This window comes from Kosakonia arachidis (genome assembly GCF_900116535.1).
Taxonomy (GTDB): domain Bacteria; phylum Pseudomonadota; class Gammaproteobacteria; order Enterobacterales; family Enterobacteriaceae; genus Kosakonia; species Kosakonia arachidis.
Map to the genome: position 1 here is coordinate 302,423 of NZ_FPAU01000004.1, position 19,152 is coordinate 321,574.

Here is a 19,152-nt window from a genome sequence, read left to right on the forward strand (position 1 = left end):
GAATAGACAACTTTTGGTAGATTATGTATACAAATCTCATATCGTTACTGCTTGCAGTTAACCTGATATCGCCATACCTAAGTTCCTGGTTTAATAATATCCTACCTTTCCCTCCAGGTGCTATGTTAAGGGATGTTATTAGCTTTGTGTTGATAGCAATAATATTGGGTCGTGCTTTTTTGGGAAGGGAAAAACTAGATATTTTCAAGGTTTTTCTTTTATTAACCTGGCTTGCACTTGCTGCGCTGGTCTTAGTTTTAATCATTTATTCACCAGACAAAATACAAGCAATAATGGGGGCTCGAAGTTATATTCTATTCCCTTCAATATTTATCTGCATAGCGATGCTGATGCGGAGCGATAAAAGTGATGTCAACGCCTATAAACTTAGTCGATTTAGCGTATATGTCCTGGCATTCTGTGCTCTGATAGCAATCATTGATGTACTCATGCATGGTGAATTCATTAAACTGTTAGGATATGACTCTCACTATGCGGGAGAACAATTCAGACTCATAGATAGTTACGATGATACGATACGGGCGACCGGCGGATTTAGTGATGCCTTGAACTTTGGCTACACGTTGGCAATAGGCGTTTTCCTTTGTATGGAATGCTACGCCCAACGAATCATGCGAAAGCGTATGTTGATTTTAAGCCTCATCATGTCAGTTGCCGTATGCATGACGTTAACTCGTGGGGCAATACTTATTGTATTTTTGATCTATTTCGCCTATTTCGTGACAAACCGTACATTGATAAAAACAGTTTGTGTGCTGTGTATCTTAATGATTCCGGTTATTGCCATTCAAACTACTTATCTTGATAAATATACCGATCTTCTTGTCGGTAGATTTACAGATTCATCTGCCACGTCGAAAGGTTCCACGCAGGGACGTTTTGATATGGCAGCAAAATCGATGGCATATCTTGCTGATAATCCGATGGGTGTCGGTTTGGGAACTCAGGGATCAGGTAATTTGATCGCGCAGGACGATAAACGTATTAATACGGATAATTATTTTTTTTGGATGGCCTTAGAGACCGGTATCCTGGGATTAATACTAAATCTGATATATATTATTACTCAATTCATTTATGGATTGTCCCGGCAATTGATTAATGAAAAAATCCATCCACTGCGCCCCTATATGGTTATGATGATGGCGTATTTTATTGCTTCAGCACTGAGTTCAGCGCCATCATCATCTACATTCTCTCTGTTCTTTTGGTGTGTTCTGGCTTTATTGCCTGGGTTAAAATTACATAAAGGATATTATGAAAAAAATCATAATGGATACTAGTTGGCTAGGTAAAGGGGGGATTGGTCGGTTTACCTTTGAGTTAACGCACTATTTAAAAAATATTGATAGCCAGGAGTTCTATAAAAATTGCGCATCGCCATTAGCAACAGTTGTTACGGCATTTAAGTCTTTGTCAGTGAATAAACAAGATGTGATTTTCTTTCCCGGATATATCCCACCGCTGTTCAGTGCCTGTAACTATATTTTTACCATCCATGATTTAAATCACATTGATATCGATGATAATGCATCGCGGACAAAAGATTTTTTTTATGAATATGTTATAAAACGTGGGTGTCGCCATGCTAAATACATATTTACCGTTTCTGAGTTCTCTCGCAATCGTATCGCTGAATGGTCAGGTGTTGCTAAAGGTAAAATAATTAATGTTGGGAACGGGGTTTCCAAAAACTTTAGCGCGCAAGCTACTCCCCATAAACCAGGTTATAAATATTTGCTGTGCGTTAGTAACCGGAAAACGCATAAGAATGAAAGAAGAATTATTCATTCTTTTGCCCAGTCTGATATTGATCCGACAATTAAATTAGTTCTAACCGGTAAGCCAACCACCGAACTTTTAGCACTTATCGACGAAGTCGGTTGTAAAGAGCGGGTTATTTTTACCGGCTTTATATTGGAAGATGATTTGCCTGGCTTATACCGCGGTTCACTTGCGCTTATTTTCCCATCGCTGTATGAGGGGTTTGGCCTGCCAGTTATTGAGGCAATGGCTTGTGGTGTGCCTGTTGTAACATCTACTGTTACCTCTTTACCTGAAGTTGCTGGTGATGCAGCGCTGCTAGTGGACCCTGAATCCGTCGAACAAATTACTGCTGCAATAAATGAAGTCGTGAATAATACCGAAACTCGAACCACGATGATTGATAAAGGTTTTGCACAGGCTAAATTGTTCACTTGGGAAGAAGTGGCCAGAAAAATTTCTAAAGTTTTTGAAGAGATATAAGATGAATATTACGGAAGCGAAGATTTCACTTATTCATGAGTGGCTACTTTCATACGCTGGTTCAGAGCAAGTTTCAGCTGCAATTCTTAACGTTTATCCAGATGCTGATTTATACTCTGTGGTTGATTTTTTAACCGATGAACAGCGATCTTTTTTTCATGGAAAAACAGCAACAACCACATTTATTCAAAAGCTGCCGAAAGCTAAAAAGTTTTATCAAAAATATTTACCCTTGATGCCATTGGCTATTGAACAACTTGACGTTTCTTCTGCTGATATCGTTATTTCAAGTGCACATGCGGTAGCAAAAGGAGTGATTACGGGGCCGGATCAGTTACATATAAGTTATGTCCATTCACCGATACGCTATGCCTGGGATTTACAGCATCAATATCTACGCGAATCAGGATTGAATAAGGGACTGAAAGGTTGGCTGGCAAAATGGATTTTACACAAAATGCGCATTTGGGATTGCCGCACTGCAAATGGTGTCGATCATTTTGTGGCTAACTCTCAGTACATTGCCCGTAGAATTAAAAAGGTGTATGGACGAGACGCAGATGTCATATATCCACCTGTGGCAGTTGAAAAATTTAAAGTCGGAACTGAAAAGTCAGATTTTTATTTAACTGCGTCTCGGATGGTGCCGTACAAGCGCATTGGCCTGATTGTTGAAGCTTTTAATGCGATGCCTGATAAAAAGCTCATTGTTATTGGTGATGGTCCTGAGTTTGAAAAAATTAAAAAGAATGCAGCATCGAATGTGACGATTATGGGATATCAACCTTTCGATGTCCTTAAACAACATATGGCAAAAGCTAAAGCATTCGTCTTCGCAGCAGAAGAAGACTTCGGTATCATTCCGGTAGAGGCGCAAGCATGTGGAACCCCTGTTATCGCTTTCGGCAAAGGTGGGGCGCTTGAAACCGTTATTCCCCAAGATTGCAATGAGCCAACAGGCGTATTTTTTTCGCAACAAACGTCGAAATCTATTATTGATGCCATTCAAGCCTTCGAAAATAATATCAGCCTGTTCACCCCTGAGTCGTGCAGGAAGAACGCTGAACGATTTTCACAAGAAAGATTCGAGCGTGAATTTAATATTTATGTTGACTCAAAATGGACCGAGTTTTGCAATTCTCGACAGATAATTCGTTAATATTGGTAATGATATGAACAAGATAATTCCTGTGATCATGGCTGGTGGCAGTGGTAGTCGTTTATGGCCGCTTTCACGAGAAATGTATCCGAAACAATTCCTGGAAGTTGAGGGCAACATGACAATGTTGCAGCATACTGTGCAACGGTTGAAAGAATTGCAGACTTATTCGCCGGTCGTCATATGTAACAATGAACACAGGTTTTTGGTCGCAGAGCAGTTACGCACTATTAATAAACTTGCAGATAACATAATTCTGGAACCAGTCGGGCGTAATACTGCACCTGCGATAGCATTAGCTGCATTCACTATTTTAAAAAATATTGATAAAGATGTTGATCCGATAATGCTTGTGCTTGCAGCCGATCATATTATTCAGAATGAGGACGCTTTTGTCTCATCAGTGATGCGAGCGTTGACTTATGCTGAACAAGATAAATTAGTGACCTTTGGTATTGTTCCTTCTCATCCTGAAACGGGCTATGGCTATATTCGCCGTGGTCAGGCCCAGGGTAATGATGCCTTTGTTGTGGCTGAGTTTGTGGAAAAACCTGGCTATGATGTCGCTTGTAACTATATTTCCAGCGGTGAGTATTACTGGAATAGTGGCATGTTTATGTTTAAAGCGAAAAGCTATCTTGATGAGTTAAAACGATATCGACCAGATATTTATACTTGTTGTGAAGCTGCGGTGAAACACACCGATCGCGATCTCGATTTTGTTCGTATCGATGAGCAGGCTTTTTCACAATGCCCTGCTGAATCGATTGATTATGCCGTCATGGAGCATACTGAGCATGCTATCGTCGTTCCAATGGATGCAGGTTGGTCAGATGTCGGGTCATGGTCATCGCTCTGGGATATATCGCAAAAAGATGAAGATGGAAACGTTCACCGCGGTGATGTCGTTCAGTTTGATTGTCGCGACACCTATGTGCATGCCGAAGATGCTTTAGTCGCTACTGTGGGTTTACAAAATACCGTGGTAGTGCAGACCTGCGATGCCATCTTGATTGCTGATAAAAATCATGTACAAAGTGTCAAAAAAATCGTAGAGCATTTGAAATCGGCGCATCGTACTGAGCATCGAGATCATCGTGAAATCTTTCGCCCGTGGGGAAGCATCCGTACTCTTGTACAGGGACAGGAATATTTGGTCCGCAAAGTCGTAGTTCGCCCTGAGAAACAGCTGACTGCGCAGATCCACCACCACAGGGCTGAGCACTGGACTGTTGTTTCCGGGCGGGCAAAAGTCATTCTTAACGAACGTGAATACTATGTTGAAGAAAATCAGTCGACATTTATTCCAGCTGGCGTAACTCATGTATTGGCTAATCCTGGCTTAATTCCCCTGGAAATAATAGAAATTCAGTCAGGAAAAAATTTAAGCGAAGACGATATTATTCGTGTTGGAAATTTTGTTTCAGAGAAGAAATAGAATGTCAGATTATTTAAGCAATGTCGTAATTAAAAATTCAAATATCAATTTTGGTACCAGCGGTGCCAGAGGTCTGGTAACAGATTTCTCTCCAGAGGTTTGTGGTGCTTTTACTGCTAATTTTCTGAAGGTTACCATGGGTAATTACTCTTTCAACACTGTTGCTATCGGAATAGATAATCGCCCCAGCAGTTATGATATGGCAAGGGCGTGTGCAGCAGTTATTGAATTTATGGGATTTAAGCCGCTTTATTGTGGGGTAATACCTACACCAGGTCTGGCTTACTATGCCCTTGAAGAAAAAATCCCGGCAATCATGATTACCGGTAGCCACATTCCTTTTGATCGGAATGGTTTAAAATTCTATCATCCAAACGGCGAAATTACGAAATCTGACGAAGTGGCGATACTGGCGGAAAATGTCCCATTCAGCATGCCTGTAATACTTGCGGAATTGAATGTTTGTCCGGCCGCCAGTGAAAAATATGTTGAACGCTACACTTCCTTTTTCCCACAAAATGCATTAGTCGGTTTGCGAATTGGCATTTATGAACACTCAAGTGCTGGCAGAGATCTCTATCCACAGATTTTTTCTACACTTGGAGCTGATGTTGTCAGTTTAGGACGCAGTGACTCGTTCGTTCCTATCGATACAGAAGCGGTTTCGGCGGAAGATCGGCAGCGTGCAGAAGAATGGTTGCATGAGTTTGAGCTCGACGCTGTCTTTTCAACGGATGGTGATGGAGACCGCCCTTTGTTAAGTGACGAAAACGGGCAATGGCTGCGAGGCGATATCCTTGGACTGTTATGTTCCGCTCACCTGGGCGTCACTGCTGCAGCTGTACCAGTAAGCTGTAATAGCATTATCGCGGCAAGTGGATTAATTCCTGAGGTAGTTCTAACGAAAATTGGTTCGCCGTATGTTATTGCTGCGTTGGAATCTTTGCTTAATAAATTCGAAAACGTTGCTGGTTTCGAAGCGAATGGCGGTTATCTTCTGGCCAGCAATATTCATAAGTCTGGCCGTACGCTCAAAGCGTTACCTACTCGTGATGCTTTACTACCTGCGGTGACGCTGCTGGTTTCCTGCCAACAGAAAAAAATCAGTGCACAAGTACAAGCATTGCCTGCACGTTACACTTCTTCAGACCGGCTTCAGGAGTTTGCGGCAAGCCGCAGCGCAGCTCTGCTGGAAAAAGTGGTTGCAGATGCTAATTCCGTGATAAAAGATTTCGGGCTCCATAATATTAGCGTAGCAGGAATGGATATGACGGATGGAGTGAGATTGCAACTGGATAATCTTGATATTATTCATCTGCGCCCATCCGGCAATGCACCGGAGCTTCGCTGCTATGCTGAATCCACCACTTCAGATAAAGCTGATGAATTGGTCAGAATGACACTTATTGCAATTAAGGAAAAGTTCTGATGATGAATATATGCCAATTTTTCATTCAAAGAAAATGGTGAAAGATATGGAGCTTAATGATGTGCGGAATAATTACAAGCCTTTCCTGTGCCAGTTTTTTCTCGCGTTGTCAGACTTTATATTTTTCAATCTTTCATTAGTTTTGTCTCTTGCGCTGGTCTATTTTCTTTTTGATGATTTACAGCGCTTTATTCCAAAGGAGCAATTTCAGTTCCGAATTATTTCGCACTTTATTCTATCGTTAACCTGCGTTGCATGGTTTTTGATCAGGCTCCGACATTACTCCTACCGGAAACCTTTTTGGTATGAACTAAAAGAAATATTGCGCACTATCGTGATATTTGCCATTTTCGATCTGGCATTAATCGCGTTTACGAAATGGCAATTCTCTCGTTTTGTTTGGGTGTTTTGCTGGGGCCTTGCGCTTTTCCTTGTCCCGTTTTTCCGCTTTTCTACAAAGTTTCTGCTCAATAAATTTGGCATCTGGAAAAAGAAAACCATCATTTTAGGTAGTGGTAAAAATGCCACAGAGGCCTATTACGCTCTACAAAGTGAGGAAATGCTTGGTTTTGAGGTGTGCGCTTTTTTTGACGAGGAAAGTTCCGAAACTCACCTTCTGGATTGTCCAATAATAAAAAATGCAGACGATATCTGGCAGAGCGCAGATATCAAGCATATCCATTTTATTATTGCTTTTGACGTAGGTGAAATCGACAAAACCCTGGGATGGTTAAGGGAACTGTCCAAACACCAATGTCGCTCCGTTACCGTCATTCCTTCACTGCGAGGATTACCGCTTTACAACACGGATATGTCTTTTATTTTCAGCCACGAAGTGATGTTGCTACGTATCAATAATAATCTTGCAAAACGTACATCGCGCTTCCTTAAACGCACTTTTGATATTGTGTGTACACTGATCATTCTTATTGTCACGTCTCCGCTACTTTTGTATCTGTGGTACAAAGTAACGCGTGATGGAGGGCCAGCTATTTATGGGCATCAGCGAGTGGGTCGGCATGGAAAGCTTTTTCCCTGTTATAAGTTTCGTTCTATGGTAATGAACTCGCAGGAAATTTTGGATGCGTTACTTAAGAGCGATCCAGAAGCAAAAGCCGAATGGGATAAAGATTTCAAACTTAAGAATGATCCGCGGATCACAAATGTTGGTCGTTTTATTCGCAGAACCAGCCTTGATGAATTGCCGCAGCTTTTTAATGTCCTGAAAGGCGAAATGAGCCTGGTCGGGCCGAGGCCGATTGTAACAGAAGAATTAGAACGTTATGAACTGGACGTTGACTACTACCTGATGGCAAAACCCGGCATGACGGGGTTGTGGCAAGTTAGTGGCCGTAATGATGTGGATTATGAAACGCGCGTTTATTTTGACTCGTGGTATGTCAAAAACTGGTCACTATGGAATGATATTGCGATTTTGTTCAAGACTGTGAATGTCGTGTTACGTCGCGACGGTGCCTATTGATATATCTCTCCTCATTACGTCAATGGATAGCGTCGATGGCTAGCCGTGATGGCATCTTCCGCTATCCAGTCTCAACAAACATGAGTTAACATCTAAGCCACATTTCAAGCCGCGCATAAGCCGCGGTGACCACACCTGACAGGAGTATGTAATGTCCAAGCAACAAATCGGCGTTGTTGGTATGGCAGTAATGGGGCGCAACCTGGCGCTCAACATTGAGAGCCGTGGCTACACCGTTTCCGTGTTCAACCGCTCGCGCGAAAAAACCGAAGAAGTGATTGCCGAAAACCCGGGCAAAAAGCTGGTTCCTTACTACACCGTGCAAGAATTTGTCGAATCCCTGGAAACCCCGCGCCGCATCCTGCTGATGGTGAAAGCGGGCGCAGGTACCGATGCTGCTATCGACTCCCTGAAACCTTATTTGGACAAAGGTGACATCATCATCGATGGCGGTAACACCTTCTTCCAGGACACTATCCGTCGTAACCGCGAACTTTCTGCAGAAGGTTTTAACTTCATTGGTACCGGTGTTTCCGGCGGTGAAGAAGGCGCGCTGAAAGGCCCCTCAATCATGCCTGGCGGTCAGAAAGAAGCCTATGAGCTGGTTGCGCCGATTCTGACAAAAATCGCTGCTGTGGCGGAAGATGGCGAACCGTGTGTCACTTACATCGGTCCGGATGGCGCGGGTCACTACGTGAAAATGGTGCACAACGGCATCGAATACGGTGACATGCAACTGATCGCTGAAGCCTACGCGCTGCTGAAAGGGGGGCTGAATCTCTCTAACGAAGAGCTGGCGAAAACCTTCAGCGAATGGAATACGGGCGAGCTGAGCAGCTACCTGATCGACATCACCAAAGACATCTTCACCAAGAAAGATGAAGAGGGTAAATACCTGGTCGATGTGATCCTGGATGAAGCGGCAAACAAAGGTACCGGTAAATGGACTAGCCAGAGCTCCCTGGATCTCGGCGAGCCGTTGTCGCTGATCACCGAATCCGTTTTCGCGCGCTACATCTCCTCTCTGAAAGAGCAACGCGTTGCGGCTTCTAAAGTGCTCTTCGGCCCGCAAGCGAAATCGGCTGGCGATAAAGCGGAATTTATCGAAAAAGTGCGCCGCGCGCTCTATCTGGGTAAAATCGTCTCTTACGCGCAGGGCTTCTCTCAACTGCGGGCCGCTTCTGACGAGCATAGCTGGGATCTGAACTACGGTGAAATCGCGAAGATTTTCCGCGCAGGCTGTATCATTCGTGCACAGTTCCTGCAGAAAATCACTGACGCTTACGCAGAAACACCGGCCATCGCCAACCTGCTGCTGGCACCGTACTTCAAGAAAATTGCTGATGATTACCAGCAGGCGCTGCGTGATGTCGTGGCTTACGCTGTGCAGAATGGTATTCCGGTACCGACTTTCTCTGCCGCCGTGGCTTATTACGACAGCTACCGTTCCGCCGTGCTGCCAGCGAACCTGATCCAGGCTCAGCGCGACTACTTTGGTGCACATACCTATAAACGCACTGATAAAGAGGGTATCTTCCACACGGAGTGGCTGGATTAATCTGAAATCATTCGTTTTATGAAGGTAAGCCCGGTTAGCGTAACCGGGCTTTTTTTCGGCTACAGCGCGGCTTTTCAGTGCACTCATCTTTAATTTGTTGACATTTCGACATTAAACTTCACATCAACGCCGCTGTTGCAGGCTGGTTGTCACCTTGACAGTCCCTCAACAGAAGAGGTAAAAACCCCAACAGTTATTGATATTAAGTGGGTGGCGACAGGTTCGTCATCTCCGTTTTCATACACTCATAAAAGTTGCTTATCGAATGAAAATAACAATCTCCGGAACAGGCTACGTTGGGCTATCAAACGGGATTCTGATCGCGCAGAACCATGAGGTCGTAGCGCTTGATATCGTACAATCCAAAGTTGATATGCTTAACCAGAAGATTTCTCCCATCGTTGATAAGGAAATCCAGGAGTATTTGCAGAATAAGCCGCTGAATTTCCGTGCCACGACGGACAAGCAGGAAGCCTATCGCGGTGCCGACTTTGTGATTATCGCCACCCCAACGGATTACGACCCGAAAACCAACTACTTTAATACCAGCAGCGTGGAATCAGTGATCCGCGATGTGCTGGAAATTAACCCTCAGGCGGTGATGATTATCAAATCCACCATTCCGGTGGGCTTTACCAAGTCGATCCGCGAAAAATTCGGCGTGGATAACATCATTTTCTCGCCAGAATTTCTGCGTGAAGGGAAAGCACTGTACGATAACCTGCATCCATCACGTATCGTCATCGGTGAGCGTTCTGAACGTGCCGAACGTTTTGCCGCGCTGTTGCAGGAAGGAGCAATTAAGAAAGACATTCGCGTGCTGTTTACCGACTCTACTGAAGCAGAAGCGATCAAACTGTTTGCTAACACCTATCTGGCGATGCGTGTTGCTTACTTCAACGAGCTGGACAGCTACGCGGAAAGCCTGGGACTCAACAGTCGTCATATTATTGAAGGCGTTTGTCTCGATCCGCGTATCGGTAACCACTACAACAACCCGTCATTTGGTTACGGCGGCTACTGTCTGCCAAAAGATACCAAACAGCTACTGGCAAACTACCAGTCAGTGCCGAACAACATTATTTCGGCCATCGTTGACGCTAACCGCACACGTAAAGACTTTATCGCCGATTCCATTCTTTCGCGTAAACCGAAAGTGGTCGGCGTTTACCGCCTGATCATGAAGAGCGGTTCCGATAACTTCCGCGCGTCGTCCATTCAGGGCATCATGAAACGCATTAAAGCGAAGGGCGTGCAGGTCATCATTTATGAACCGGTGATGCCGGAAGATGAGTTTTTCCATTCCCGCGTAGTGCGCGACCTGGAGGCATTTAAGCAGGAAGCTGACGTGATTATCTCTAACCGTATGGCGCAGGAATTATCTGATGTTGCAGACAAAGTCTATACCCGTGATTTATTCGGTAACGACTAAAGACGTAAAATGAAAGCGGCCCAAAAGGGCCGCTTTTTTACACCTTATAAAAGTCTCTGTACCACTCAACAAAGCGTTTCACCCCTTCTTTAACCGAGGTTTGCGGTTTGAAACCGATCGTTTCGTACAACGGTTGAGTATCCGCGCTGGTCTCCAGCACATCGCCCGGTTGAATCGGCAGCATATTTTTCTGGGCTTCAATGCCAAGCGCCTCTTCCAGTGCCGTAATGTAATCCATCAACTCCACTGGCGAGCTATTGCCGATGTTATAGACGTGGTAAGGCGCAGAACTACTGGCTGGCGTGCCGGTTTCAACCGTCCAGGCCGTGTTAGCCTGCGGGATCACCTCCTGCATACGGACGATCGCTTCAACGATATCGTCAATATAGGTGAAGTCGCGCTTCATCTTACCGTAGTTATAAACGTCGATGCTTTTGCCTTCCAGCATCGCCTTGGTGAATTTAAACAGCGCCATGTCTGGGCGGCCCCACGGGCCATAAACGGTGAAGAAACGCAAACCGGTCGTGGGTAATCCGTAAAGGTGAGCGTAAGTGTGGGACATCAACTCATTGGCTTTTTTGGTTGCCGCATACAGTGAAACCGGATGATCAACAGAATCCTCCGTGGAGAACGGCATTTTACGGTTCAGGCCGTAAACGGAACTGGAGGAGGCATAGAGCAGGTGCTGGACTTTATTATGGCGGCAACCTTCCAGTACGTTCAGATGCCCAATGAGATTTGATTCGGCATACACATGCGGATTTTCCAGCGAGTAGCGTACACCAGCCTGTGCCGCTAAATGGATCACCCGGTCGAACTTTTCGGTCGCAAACAGCTGCGCCATATTTTCGCGGTCAGCGAGATCAATCTTGTGGAAGCTGAAGCCAGGTGAGGCCAGCAGATCCAGACGAGCCTGTTTAAGACTCACATCGTAATACTCATTGAGATTATCAATCCCGACAACCTGGTGGCCTGCCTGCAAAAGGCGCTCGCTGGCGTGGAAGCCGATAAAGCCGGCCGCGCCGGTAACCAGAAACTTCATCTCTCATCCTTTATTATGACATCTAATACAATTGGCATATTGTATGATGCTGGCAGGCTAATCGCTATAAGTTATAGACATCAGAATAAGGTGAAATAATAAACAGCAAAACATATTTACATGTAATCTTATAGAAAAAAAAGCATGAATGGTTAAACTCGCGCTCTATACTATTTCTTTAACGCGCTTTTCATTTAGGGTTGCTATGACGTACGAAGAAAAGAATCATCTGGCAAGATCCAGTACCGAGCCGGAACAGATTGATTTAATTGATGTTTTCTTGCAAATATGGCGTGGAAAATGGCTCGTTGGCTCATTTGTTCTGTTGTTTCTGGTTATTGCTGTCGTTTATTTAAACGTTGCCAGGGAAAAATGGACTTCCGTCGCTGTGATCAGTTCGCCTGATGCCGGGCAGATTGCCAGCTATACAAACGCCATAAGTGTGCTGAACAATGATGGCAAATATGACATGCCTGACATTCAGCAGCGCGTAATTGGCCGTTTTAATGCGGCTTTTTCTGCGTTGGCTGAAACACTTAACAACCAGGATGTACCTGAAAAGCTGACCATTGACCCGGCGGTGCAGGGGCAGCCTTTACCTCTCAAACTGACCTACCAGGGGCCATCAGCCAAAGAGGCCCAGCAAAAGCTTGCGCAATATATTGAGAAAGTGGATCAACAGATCGCTAAAGAACTGATCGATGATTTAACCACCAGCATTAAATCACGTTCGGCCGATTTGGTTGAAACACTCGCCGCGCAGGAAAAAGTGGCTCAGGAGCAAAAAGATCTGCGTATCAAGCAGATTTCTCAGGCTCTCACTGTTGCGAAGGAGGCTGAAGTACAGTCACCACAGGTGCGTCAGACAGAAAACGTGTCGCAGGATACGTTGTTCTTGCTCGGTAGTTCAGCGCTGGAGGCGATGATCAAGAATGAGTCTTCTCGTCCGCTGGCGTTCTCGGATGAATACTACAAAATCAGACAAAACCTCCTGAATATTCAGACAATTAATGTGAATCCAGAAAATATTCATGGCTACCGTTACGTTATGAAGCCTACGGAGCCGATTCGCCGCGACAGCCCTAAGCTAGCACTGACTTTGGTACTGGCGGTTTTACTGGGGGTTATTATTGGTTCAGGCTATGTACTAATGCGTAATGCCTTCAGGAATCATCAGTCAAACGCGTAAATAAAAAACCGGGCAGCGCCCGGTTTTTTTACGCCTTACTGATGCCGCTTGCGCAGGTTCCCAATCACGGTGGTCAGATCCAACTGCTGATCCTGTAAGAGCACCAGCAAGTGGTACATCAGATCAGAGGCTTCATTCGTCAGTTCTTCACGGTCGTGTACGGTCGCCGCCAGCGCTGTTTCCACACCTTCTTCCCCGACTTTTTGCGCGATACGCTTGGTGCCGCTGGCATACAGTCTGGCCGTATAGGAGCTGGCCGGATCGGCGGTTTTGCGCGATGCCAGCAGCTCTTCAAGTTGATAGAGGAACAACCACTGATGGCTGTTATCGCCAAAGCAGCTTGAGGTGCCGGTATGGCAGGTCGGCCCGATCGGGTTTACCAGTACCAGCAGGGTATCGTTGTCACAGTCCGGGGCAATATTCACCAGATTAAGGAAGTGGCCAGAGGTTTCCCCTTTGGTCCACAAACGCCCTTTGGTGCGGGAAAAAAAGGTCACTTTTCCGCTTTCCAGCGTCTTCGCCAGCGCCTCTTTGTTCATATAACCCAACATCAGCACTTCGCCGGAAACCGCATGTTGCACCACGGCGGGCAGCAGTCCGTCGGTTTTTTCCCAGTCCAGTTGGGCCAGTTGTTGCTCTGTTAACATACCCTTATCTCCACGCCCTGGCCTGCCAGGAACGTTTTTAATTCACCAATATTAATAATCTGTTTATGGAAGACGGACGCGGCCAGCGCACCGTCAACATCCGCGTCACGGAATGCCTCCAGGAAATGTTCCATGGTGCCAGCACCGCCGGAAGCAATCAGTGGAACATGGCACACCGCACGCACTTTCTTCAACTGCTCAAGATCGTAACCGTTGCGCACGCCATCCTGGTTCATCATGTTCAACACAATTTCCCCAGCGCCGCGCTTCTGCACTTCCTGCACCCAGTCCAGCGTTTCCCATTTTGTCACGCGGGTACGGCTTTCATCGCCGGTATACTGATTTACGTGGTATTTGCCGGTCGCGGCATCAAACCAGGTATCAATCCCCACCACAATACACTGCACGCCAAAGCGGTCAGCCAGTCGGGTTATCAACTCAGGATCGGCCAGCGCCGGAGAGTTGATGGAGATTTTATCCGCGCCGAACGAGAGAATTTTTGCCGCATCGTCGGCAGATTTAATACCGCCTGCCACGCAGAAGGGGATATCAATCACTTCCGCGACGCGTGCGACCCAGCTCTTATCCACAACGCGGCCATCACTGGAGGCGGTGATGTCATAAAACACCAGTTCGTCCGCACCTTCTTCGGCATAGCGTTTCGCCAGCGGAACAATATCACCAATGATTTCGTGATTGCGAAACTGCACGCCTTTGACCACCTGACCATCACGCACATCAAGACAAGGGATTATCCGTTTTGCCAGCATTGAATGGCCTCCTTCACAGTGAATTTACCTTCCAGCAGTGCGCGTCCGACAATCACGCCACGCACTCCGGTACCGCGCAGGGCGGCAATATCATTTATATCGCCAATACCGCCGGAAGACTGGAACGCCACTTGCGGCCAGCGTGCGCAAATCTCTTCGTACAGCGAAACATTAGAGCCTGCCAGCGTACCGTCGCGTGAAATATCTGTACACAGCACATGTGTCAGACCCACCGCGAGGTAGGTTTCCACCAGTGTCTCCAGCGTAACGCCGGAATTCTCTTGCCAGCCGCTGACTGCCACCTGTTTCGTACCCTGTTCATCAATACGCACATCCAGGGCCAGCACCAGCCGGTCTGCACCAAAACGGGTGAACCAGCCTTTTACCACTTCCGGGGATTTGACGGCGGTAGAGCCGATCACCACTCGCGCCACACCTGCGTCAAGCAGGGCTGCGACATCTTCTTCACTGCGCACGCCGCCGCCGACTTGCACCGGAACATTTACCCCGGCGACCAGTGTTTTCAGCAACGGGATCTGGCGCTTAGCCGGATCTTTTGCCCCGGTTAAATCCACCAGATGCAGAACTTCGGCGCCTTGTGCAGCATAATCCTGCAAACGTGGCAGCGGATCATTGCCGTAATCACGCTGCTGCGCATAATCACCCTGATGGAGACGCACCACCGTGCCGTCGATTAAATCTAAAGCGGGAATAATCATTACATCTCCAGGAAGTTTTTCAGCAGTTGCGCGCCCGCGCGCCCCGAACGTTCCGGGTGAAACTGCACGCCGTAAAAGTTATCTTTTTGTACGGCGGCGGTGAACGCTTCACCGTACTGGCACTGGGCAATGGTGTTCTCATTGACCGGCATCGCGTAGCTGTGAACGAAGTAGAAGTACGCGCCATCCTCAATGCCCTGAAACAGACGGTTGCCCGCTTTCGGATAGACCTGGTTCCAGCCCATATGCGGCAGCGGCAGGCCGACATCTTTCATTTTCGGCACATCCTGGTCGATGATACCCAGCAAATCGACGCCCTTATTTTCTTCGCTGAAACGGCCCAGCAACTGCATGCCAAGACAAATACCGAGCACCGGCTGGGTGCAGGCTTTCACCAGATCGATAAGTTCGCGCTCGCGTAACTGGTCCATCGCCGCCTGCGCCGTGCCAACGCCGGGAAGAAACAGTTTGTCGGCGCGCAGTACCACATCCGGATCGCGGCTCACCAGCGGTTCATAACCGTGACGGGCGATGGCGGATTTCACCGAATTCAGGTTGGCGCAACCGGTATCAAGGATCACCACAGTCATTACAGCACTCCTTTTGAGGAGGGAAGAGTATCGCCTTCCACGCGAATTGCCTGACGCAACGTACGGCCGAAGGCTTTAAACAGGCTTTCCACACGGTGATGGTCGTTTTTGCCTTTGGTCTTCAGATGCAGGGTCAACGCCATGGTGTAGGAGAGCGAGCGGAAGAAGTGCTCGACCATTTCGGTGCTGAGATCGCCCACGCGCTGATAGGCGAACTCGGCTTTATATTCCAGGTGCGGACGGCCAGAGATATCCATGGCGCAGCGTGCCAGACACTCATCCATCGGCAGTACAAAGCCAAAACGGTTGATGCCGCGCTTGTCGCCCAGCGCCAATTTCAGCGCTTCGCCCAGCGCCAGGCCGGTATCTTCCACCGTGTGATGATCGTCAATATAGAGGTCGCCTTTAACGGTGATCTCCATGCGGAAACCGCCATGGGTGGCGATCTGATCCAGCATATGGTCGAAAAAACCGACGCCAGTGTGAATTTTGCTGCCGCCTTCACGATCCAGCCACACTTTGACATCAATCTGCGTCTCTTTGGTGGTGCGTTCCACGTGGGCATAACGATCGCGGCGCGTCAATTGTTCGCCGATCATCGCCCAGTTCAGCGTCTCGCGATGATAGCGCAGACCGCCAATCCCCATATTGTCCGCCAGTTCGATATCGGTTGCGCGGTCGCCAATCACATAGCTGTTGGCGCGATCCAGCGCCTGTTCCGCCAGCCAGCGCTCCACCATTTTCACCTTCGGTTTACGGCAGTCGCAGCCATCGTCAGGGAAGTGCGGGCAGATCAGCACCTCTTCAAAATTTACCCCTTGCGAGGTGAAGATCTGCATCATCAGGTTATGTGGACCCTCGAAATCTGCCTGTGGGAAGCTGCTGGTACCCAGACCATCCTGATTGGTGATCATCACCAGCTGGTAACCCGCTTTTTGCAGCTTCAGCAGTACCGGAATGACCTTTGGCTCAAAGGCCAGCTTGTCGAATCTGTCGACCTGAAAGTCGCTTGGCGGCTCGGAAATCAGTGTTCCGTCACGATCAATAAACAGGTACTTCTGGCTCATACTTGCTCCGCACGTAAGGCGTCGATGACGCGCTGGCTCTCTGCGCGGGTACCGATGGTGATGCGCAGGCAGCCGCTCAAAGAGGGTTGTTTGTTCTGGTCTCTCAGGATAATGCCCTGATCCCACAAAGATTTAAACACCGTGCTGGAGGCCGTCAGGCGCACGAGGATATAGTTCGTTTCCGAGTCGAACACCTGTTCAACGCACGGAATATCCTTTAATGCGCTAACCAGATACTGGCGCTCCGCGAGGATCTGCGCCACACGCTCACGCATGGCCACAATGCCCAGCGGACTGAGCGCCTGCGCAGCGATGTCGGCCACCGGCGTAGAGAGCGGGTAAGGTGCGATCACTTTCAGCAGCAGGGCAATCACCTCTTCATTGGCAAGCGTGAAACCACAGCGCAGACCTGCCAGCGCAAAGGCTTTCGACAGCGTGCGCAGCACCACCAGATGCGGATATTCCGCCAGCCAGCCGACCAGTGTCGCCTGTGGGCAGAATTCAATATAGGCTTCATCGGCTACCACAAGGGCTTTACCGCGCGTCATTTCCAGCAAAGCGCGCATATCCTGCGGCTTGATAATCTGTCCAGTCGGATTGTTCGGGCTACAAACGTAGACCACTTTCACGCCGTCCAGTTTGTCGGCAATAGCCGGTAAATCGAGCTGCCAGTCTGCCAGCGCTTGCACGGTGCGATACTCGACCCCCAGTGTTTCAGCGCTGACGCTGTACATGCCGTAAGTCGGTGGACAGAACAGGACTGCATCCTGGCCTGGCTCGCAGAAAGCACGGATCAACAGTTCGATGCCTTCATCTGCGCCACGGCTGACCAGTACCTGCTCTGATTTCACCCCGGCATACTGCGCATAATTTTCGATAACCGCTTTCGGCTGGCACTCCGGATAACGGTTCAGCGTCTGTTGTGTAAGTTCATATTGCACAGCTGTCGGGAACTCGTTGGCATTCAGCCAGACATCCCCTTTGCCGCCCAGGCGGCGGGCCGACTGGTAAGGCGTCAGTTCGCGTACGTTTTTACGCGCCAGTTCTTCGATGCTCATGCTTGCTCCTTCAGCGCCTTGACGCGCAGAGTCACTGCGTTTTTGTGGGCGGTCAGACGTTCAGCCGCCGCCAGCGTTTCAATGGTGCTGGCAAGCCGCGCAAAACCGTCGCGCGAGAGTTCCTGCACCGTCATGCGTTTCTGGAAATCCGCCAGCCCCAGGCTGGAGCAGGTTGCGGTATAGCCGTAGGTCGGCAGAACGTGGTTAGTGCCGGAGGCGTAATCGCCCGCTGATTCCGGCGACCAGTCGCCGAGGAACACCGAACCCGCGCTGGTGATGCCATCGACAAGCGAACGGGCATCGCGGGTTTGAATGATCAGGTGCTCCGGGCCGTAGAGATTGGAAATCGCCACACACTGCGCCAGATCGCGCGCCACAATCAGGCGGCTGGCAGAGAGCGCCTGGCGAGCGGTTTCCGCGCGCGGCAGATCCTCCAGTTGACGTGCAACGGCGTCGGCAACACGGGAAGCGATGTTGCTGTCCGGCGTCAGCAGGATCACCTGAGAATCGGGGCCGTGTTCTGCCTGTGATAGCAGATCGGAGGCGACAAAATCTGGTGTTGCGCCGCTATCGGCAATCACCAATACTTCAGAAGGGCCAGCTGGCATATCAATGGCTGCGCCATCCAGGCGCTGACTTACCTGGCGTTTGGCTTCGGTCACAAAGGCGTTTCCTGGGCCGAAGATCTTGTCAACTTTCGGTACGGATTCAGTACCGAAAGCCAGTGCCGCAATGGCCTGCGCGCCGCCGACTTTAAAGATCTCTTGTACGCCGCATAGCTGCGCGGCATAGAGAATTTCATCGGCAATAGGCGGCGGAGAACAGAGCACCACTTTCTGGCATCCGGCGATACGTGCCGGTGTCGCCAGCATCAGCACGGTGGAGAACAGCGGGGCTGAACCGCCAGGAATATACAGGCCTACGGAGGCGATAGGGCGGGTCACTTGCTGGCAGCGTACGCCTGGCAATGTTTCCACATCCACGGTCGACAATTTTTGCGCGTTGTGGAAGGTGTCGATATTTTTCACCGCCACGGCCATCGCTTGCTTGAGTTCATCTCTCAGTCGGGCGCTGGCATCGCGGATTTCGTCAGCGGTGACTTTCAGCGCATCAACCTGCGTTTTGTCGAATTTTGCGCTGTATTCGCGCAGCGCGTTATCGCCGCACGCACGGACATTATCAAGAATTTCCACCACCGTGCGGGTAATGCTCTCCGAGGCTGAGATCGCCGGGCGCATCAGCAGGTCGCGTTGCTGTTGTTCGCTACAACTGTTCCAGTCAATTATGGTATTGAAGCTCATAG

The 19,152-nt window shown here is 48.5% G+C and carries 17 protein-coding genes; 9 read left to right on the top strand and 8 right to left on the bottom strand.

Going from position 1 to position 19,152, the window contains the following annotated elements:
* Positions 1-122: 122 nt before the first annotated feature.
* The 8 genes from BM427_RS16310 to ugd all read left to right on the top strand — a co-directional run bounded on the left by BM427_RS16310 (position 123) and on the right by ugd (position 10,767).
* A complete protein-coding gene (locus BM427_RS16310; protein ID WP_244316566.1) occupies positions 123-1,304 on the top strand; it encodes an O-antigen ligase family protein in 1,182 nt (393 codons plus the stop codon).
* Complete coding sequence (locus tag BM427_RS16315) at positions 1,279-2,268, top strand: glycosyltransferase family 4 protein (protein ID WP_090123267.1); 990 nt, start codon at positions 1,279-1,281, stop codon at positions 2,266-2,268. The genes BM427_RS16310 and BM427_RS16315 overlap by 26 nt, the downstream gene beginning before the upstream one ends.
* A gap of 1 nt (position 2,269) precedes the next feature.
* Positions 2,270-3,427: a glycosyltransferase family 4 protein gene (locus BM427_RS16320; protein ID WP_090123269.1), complete on the top strand. Its 1,158-nt coding sequence runs from the start codon at positions 2,270-2,272 to the stop codon at positions 3,425-3,427.
* 13 nt (positions 3,428-3,440) lie between these two features.
* The gene (locus tag BM427_RS16325; RefSeq protein ID WP_090123271.1) at positions 3,441-4,865 is read left to right on the top strand and encodes a mannose-1-phosphate guanylyltransferase/mannose-6-phosphate isomerase; all 1,425 of its coding nucleotides are present in this window, start codon (positions 3,441-3,443) and stop codon (positions 4,863-4,865) included.
* Position 4,866: 1 nt separating this feature from the next.
* Complete coding sequence (locus tag BM427_RS16330) at positions 4,867-6,294, top strand: phosphomannomutase (RefSeq protein ID WP_090123273.1); 1,428 nt, start codon at positions 4,867-4,869, stop codon at positions 6,292-6,294.
* A 46-nt stretch (positions 6,295-6,340) separates the two neighbouring features.
* On the top strand, positions 6,341-7,777 hold the full coding sequence (locus BM427_RS16335; protein WP_090123844.1) for an undecaprenyl-phosphate galactose phosphotransferase: 1,437 nt from the start codon (positions 6,341-6,343) through the stop codon (positions 7,775-7,777).
* A gap of 151 nt (positions 7,778-7,928) precedes the next feature.
* Positions 7,929-9,335, top strand: a complete 1,407-nt coding sequence (gnd, locus tag BM427_RS16340; RefSeq protein WP_090123275.1) for an NADP-dependent phosphogluconate dehydrogenase — start codon at positions 7,929-7,931, stop codon at positions 9,333-9,335.
* 265 nt (positions 9,336-9,600) lie between these two features.
* Positions 9,601-10,767 carry a UDP-glucose 6-dehydrogenase gene (gene ugd, locus BM427_RS16345; RefSeq protein ID WP_090123277.1) on the top strand — a complete coding sequence of 389 codons (1,167 nt, stop codon included), beginning with the start codon at positions 9,601-9,603 and terminating at the stop codon, positions 10,765-10,767.
* A gap of 37 nt (positions 10,768-10,804) precedes the next feature.
* On the opposite strand, the gene BM427_RS16350 is transcribed toward ugd, so the two are convergent.
* Positions 10,805-11,809 (bottom strand): NAD-dependent epimerase, encoded by a 1,005-nt coding sequence (locus BM427_RS16350; RefSeq protein ID WP_090123279.1) that lies wholly within the window; start codon positions 11,807-11,809, stop codon positions 10,805-10,807.
* A 205-nt stretch (positions 11,810-12,014) separates the two neighbouring features.
* On the opposite strand from BM427_RS16350, the gene wzzB reads away from it, so the two are divergent.
* Positions 12,015-12,998, top strand: coding sequence for an LPS O-antigen chain length determinant protein WzzB (gene wzzB / locus BM427_RS16355; protein ID WP_090123846.1), 984 nt, complete (start codon positions 12,015-12,017; stop codon positions 12,996-12,998).
* A gap of 35 nt (positions 12,999-13,033) precedes the next feature.
* On the opposite strand, the gene hisIE is transcribed toward wzzB, so the two are convergent.
* From hisIE to hisD, 7 genes are read right to left on the bottom strand one after another with little or no spacing between them, the layout of a single operon-like run.
* Positions 13,034-13,645 (bottom strand): bifunctional phosphoribosyl-AMP cyclohydrolase/phosphoribosyl-ATP diphosphatase HisIE, encoded by a 612-nt coding sequence (gene hisIE / locus BM427_RS16360; RefSeq protein ID WP_090123281.1) that lies wholly within the window; start codon positions 13,643-13,645, stop codon positions 13,034-13,036.
* Positions 13,639-14,415, bottom strand: coding sequence for an imidazole glycerol phosphate synthase subunit HisF (gene hisF / locus BM427_RS16365; protein ID WP_090123283.1), 777 nt, complete (start codon positions 14,413-14,415; stop codon positions 13,639-13,641). The genes hisIE and hisF overlap by 7 nt, the downstream gene beginning before the upstream one ends.
* On the bottom strand, positions 14,397-15,134 hold the full coding sequence (gene hisA, locus BM427_RS16370; RefSeq protein ID WP_090123285.1) for a 1-(5-phosphoribosyl)-5-[(5-phosphoribosylamino)methylideneamino]imidazole-4-carboxamide isomerase: 738 nt from the start codon (positions 15,132-15,134) through the stop codon (positions 14,397-14,399). The genes hisF and hisA overlap by 19 nt, the downstream gene beginning before the upstream one ends.
* Positions 15,134-15,724 carry an imidazole glycerol phosphate synthase subunit HisH gene (hisH, locus tag BM427_RS16375; RefSeq protein ID WP_090123287.1) on the bottom strand — a complete coding sequence of 197 codons (591 nt, stop codon included), beginning with the start codon at positions 15,722-15,724 and terminating at the stop codon, positions 15,134-15,136. The genes hisA and hisH overlap by 1 nt, the downstream gene beginning before the upstream one ends.
* On the bottom strand, positions 15,724-16,791 hold the full coding sequence (gene hisB, locus BM427_RS16380) for a bifunctional histidinol-phosphatase/imidazoleglycerol-phosphate dehydratase HisB (protein ID WP_090123289.1): 1,068 nt from the start codon (positions 16,789-16,791) through the stop codon (positions 15,724-15,726). The genes hisH and hisB overlap by 1 nt, the downstream gene beginning before the upstream one ends.
* Positions 16,788-17,849, bottom strand: a complete 1,062-nt coding sequence (gene hisC / locus BM427_RS16385) for a histidinol-phosphate transaminase (RefSeq protein ID WP_090123291.1) — start codon at positions 17,847-17,849, stop codon at positions 16,788-16,790. The genes hisB and hisC overlap by 4 nt, the downstream gene beginning before the upstream one ends.
* Entirely contained in the window at positions 17,846-19,150 is a 1,305-nt protein-coding gene (gene hisD / locus BM427_RS16390) for a histidinol dehydrogenase (RefSeq protein WP_090123293.1), read from the bottom strand. Before hisD ends, hisC begins: the two co-directional genes overlap by 4 nt.
* Positions 19,151-19,152: the final 2 nt, after the last annotated feature.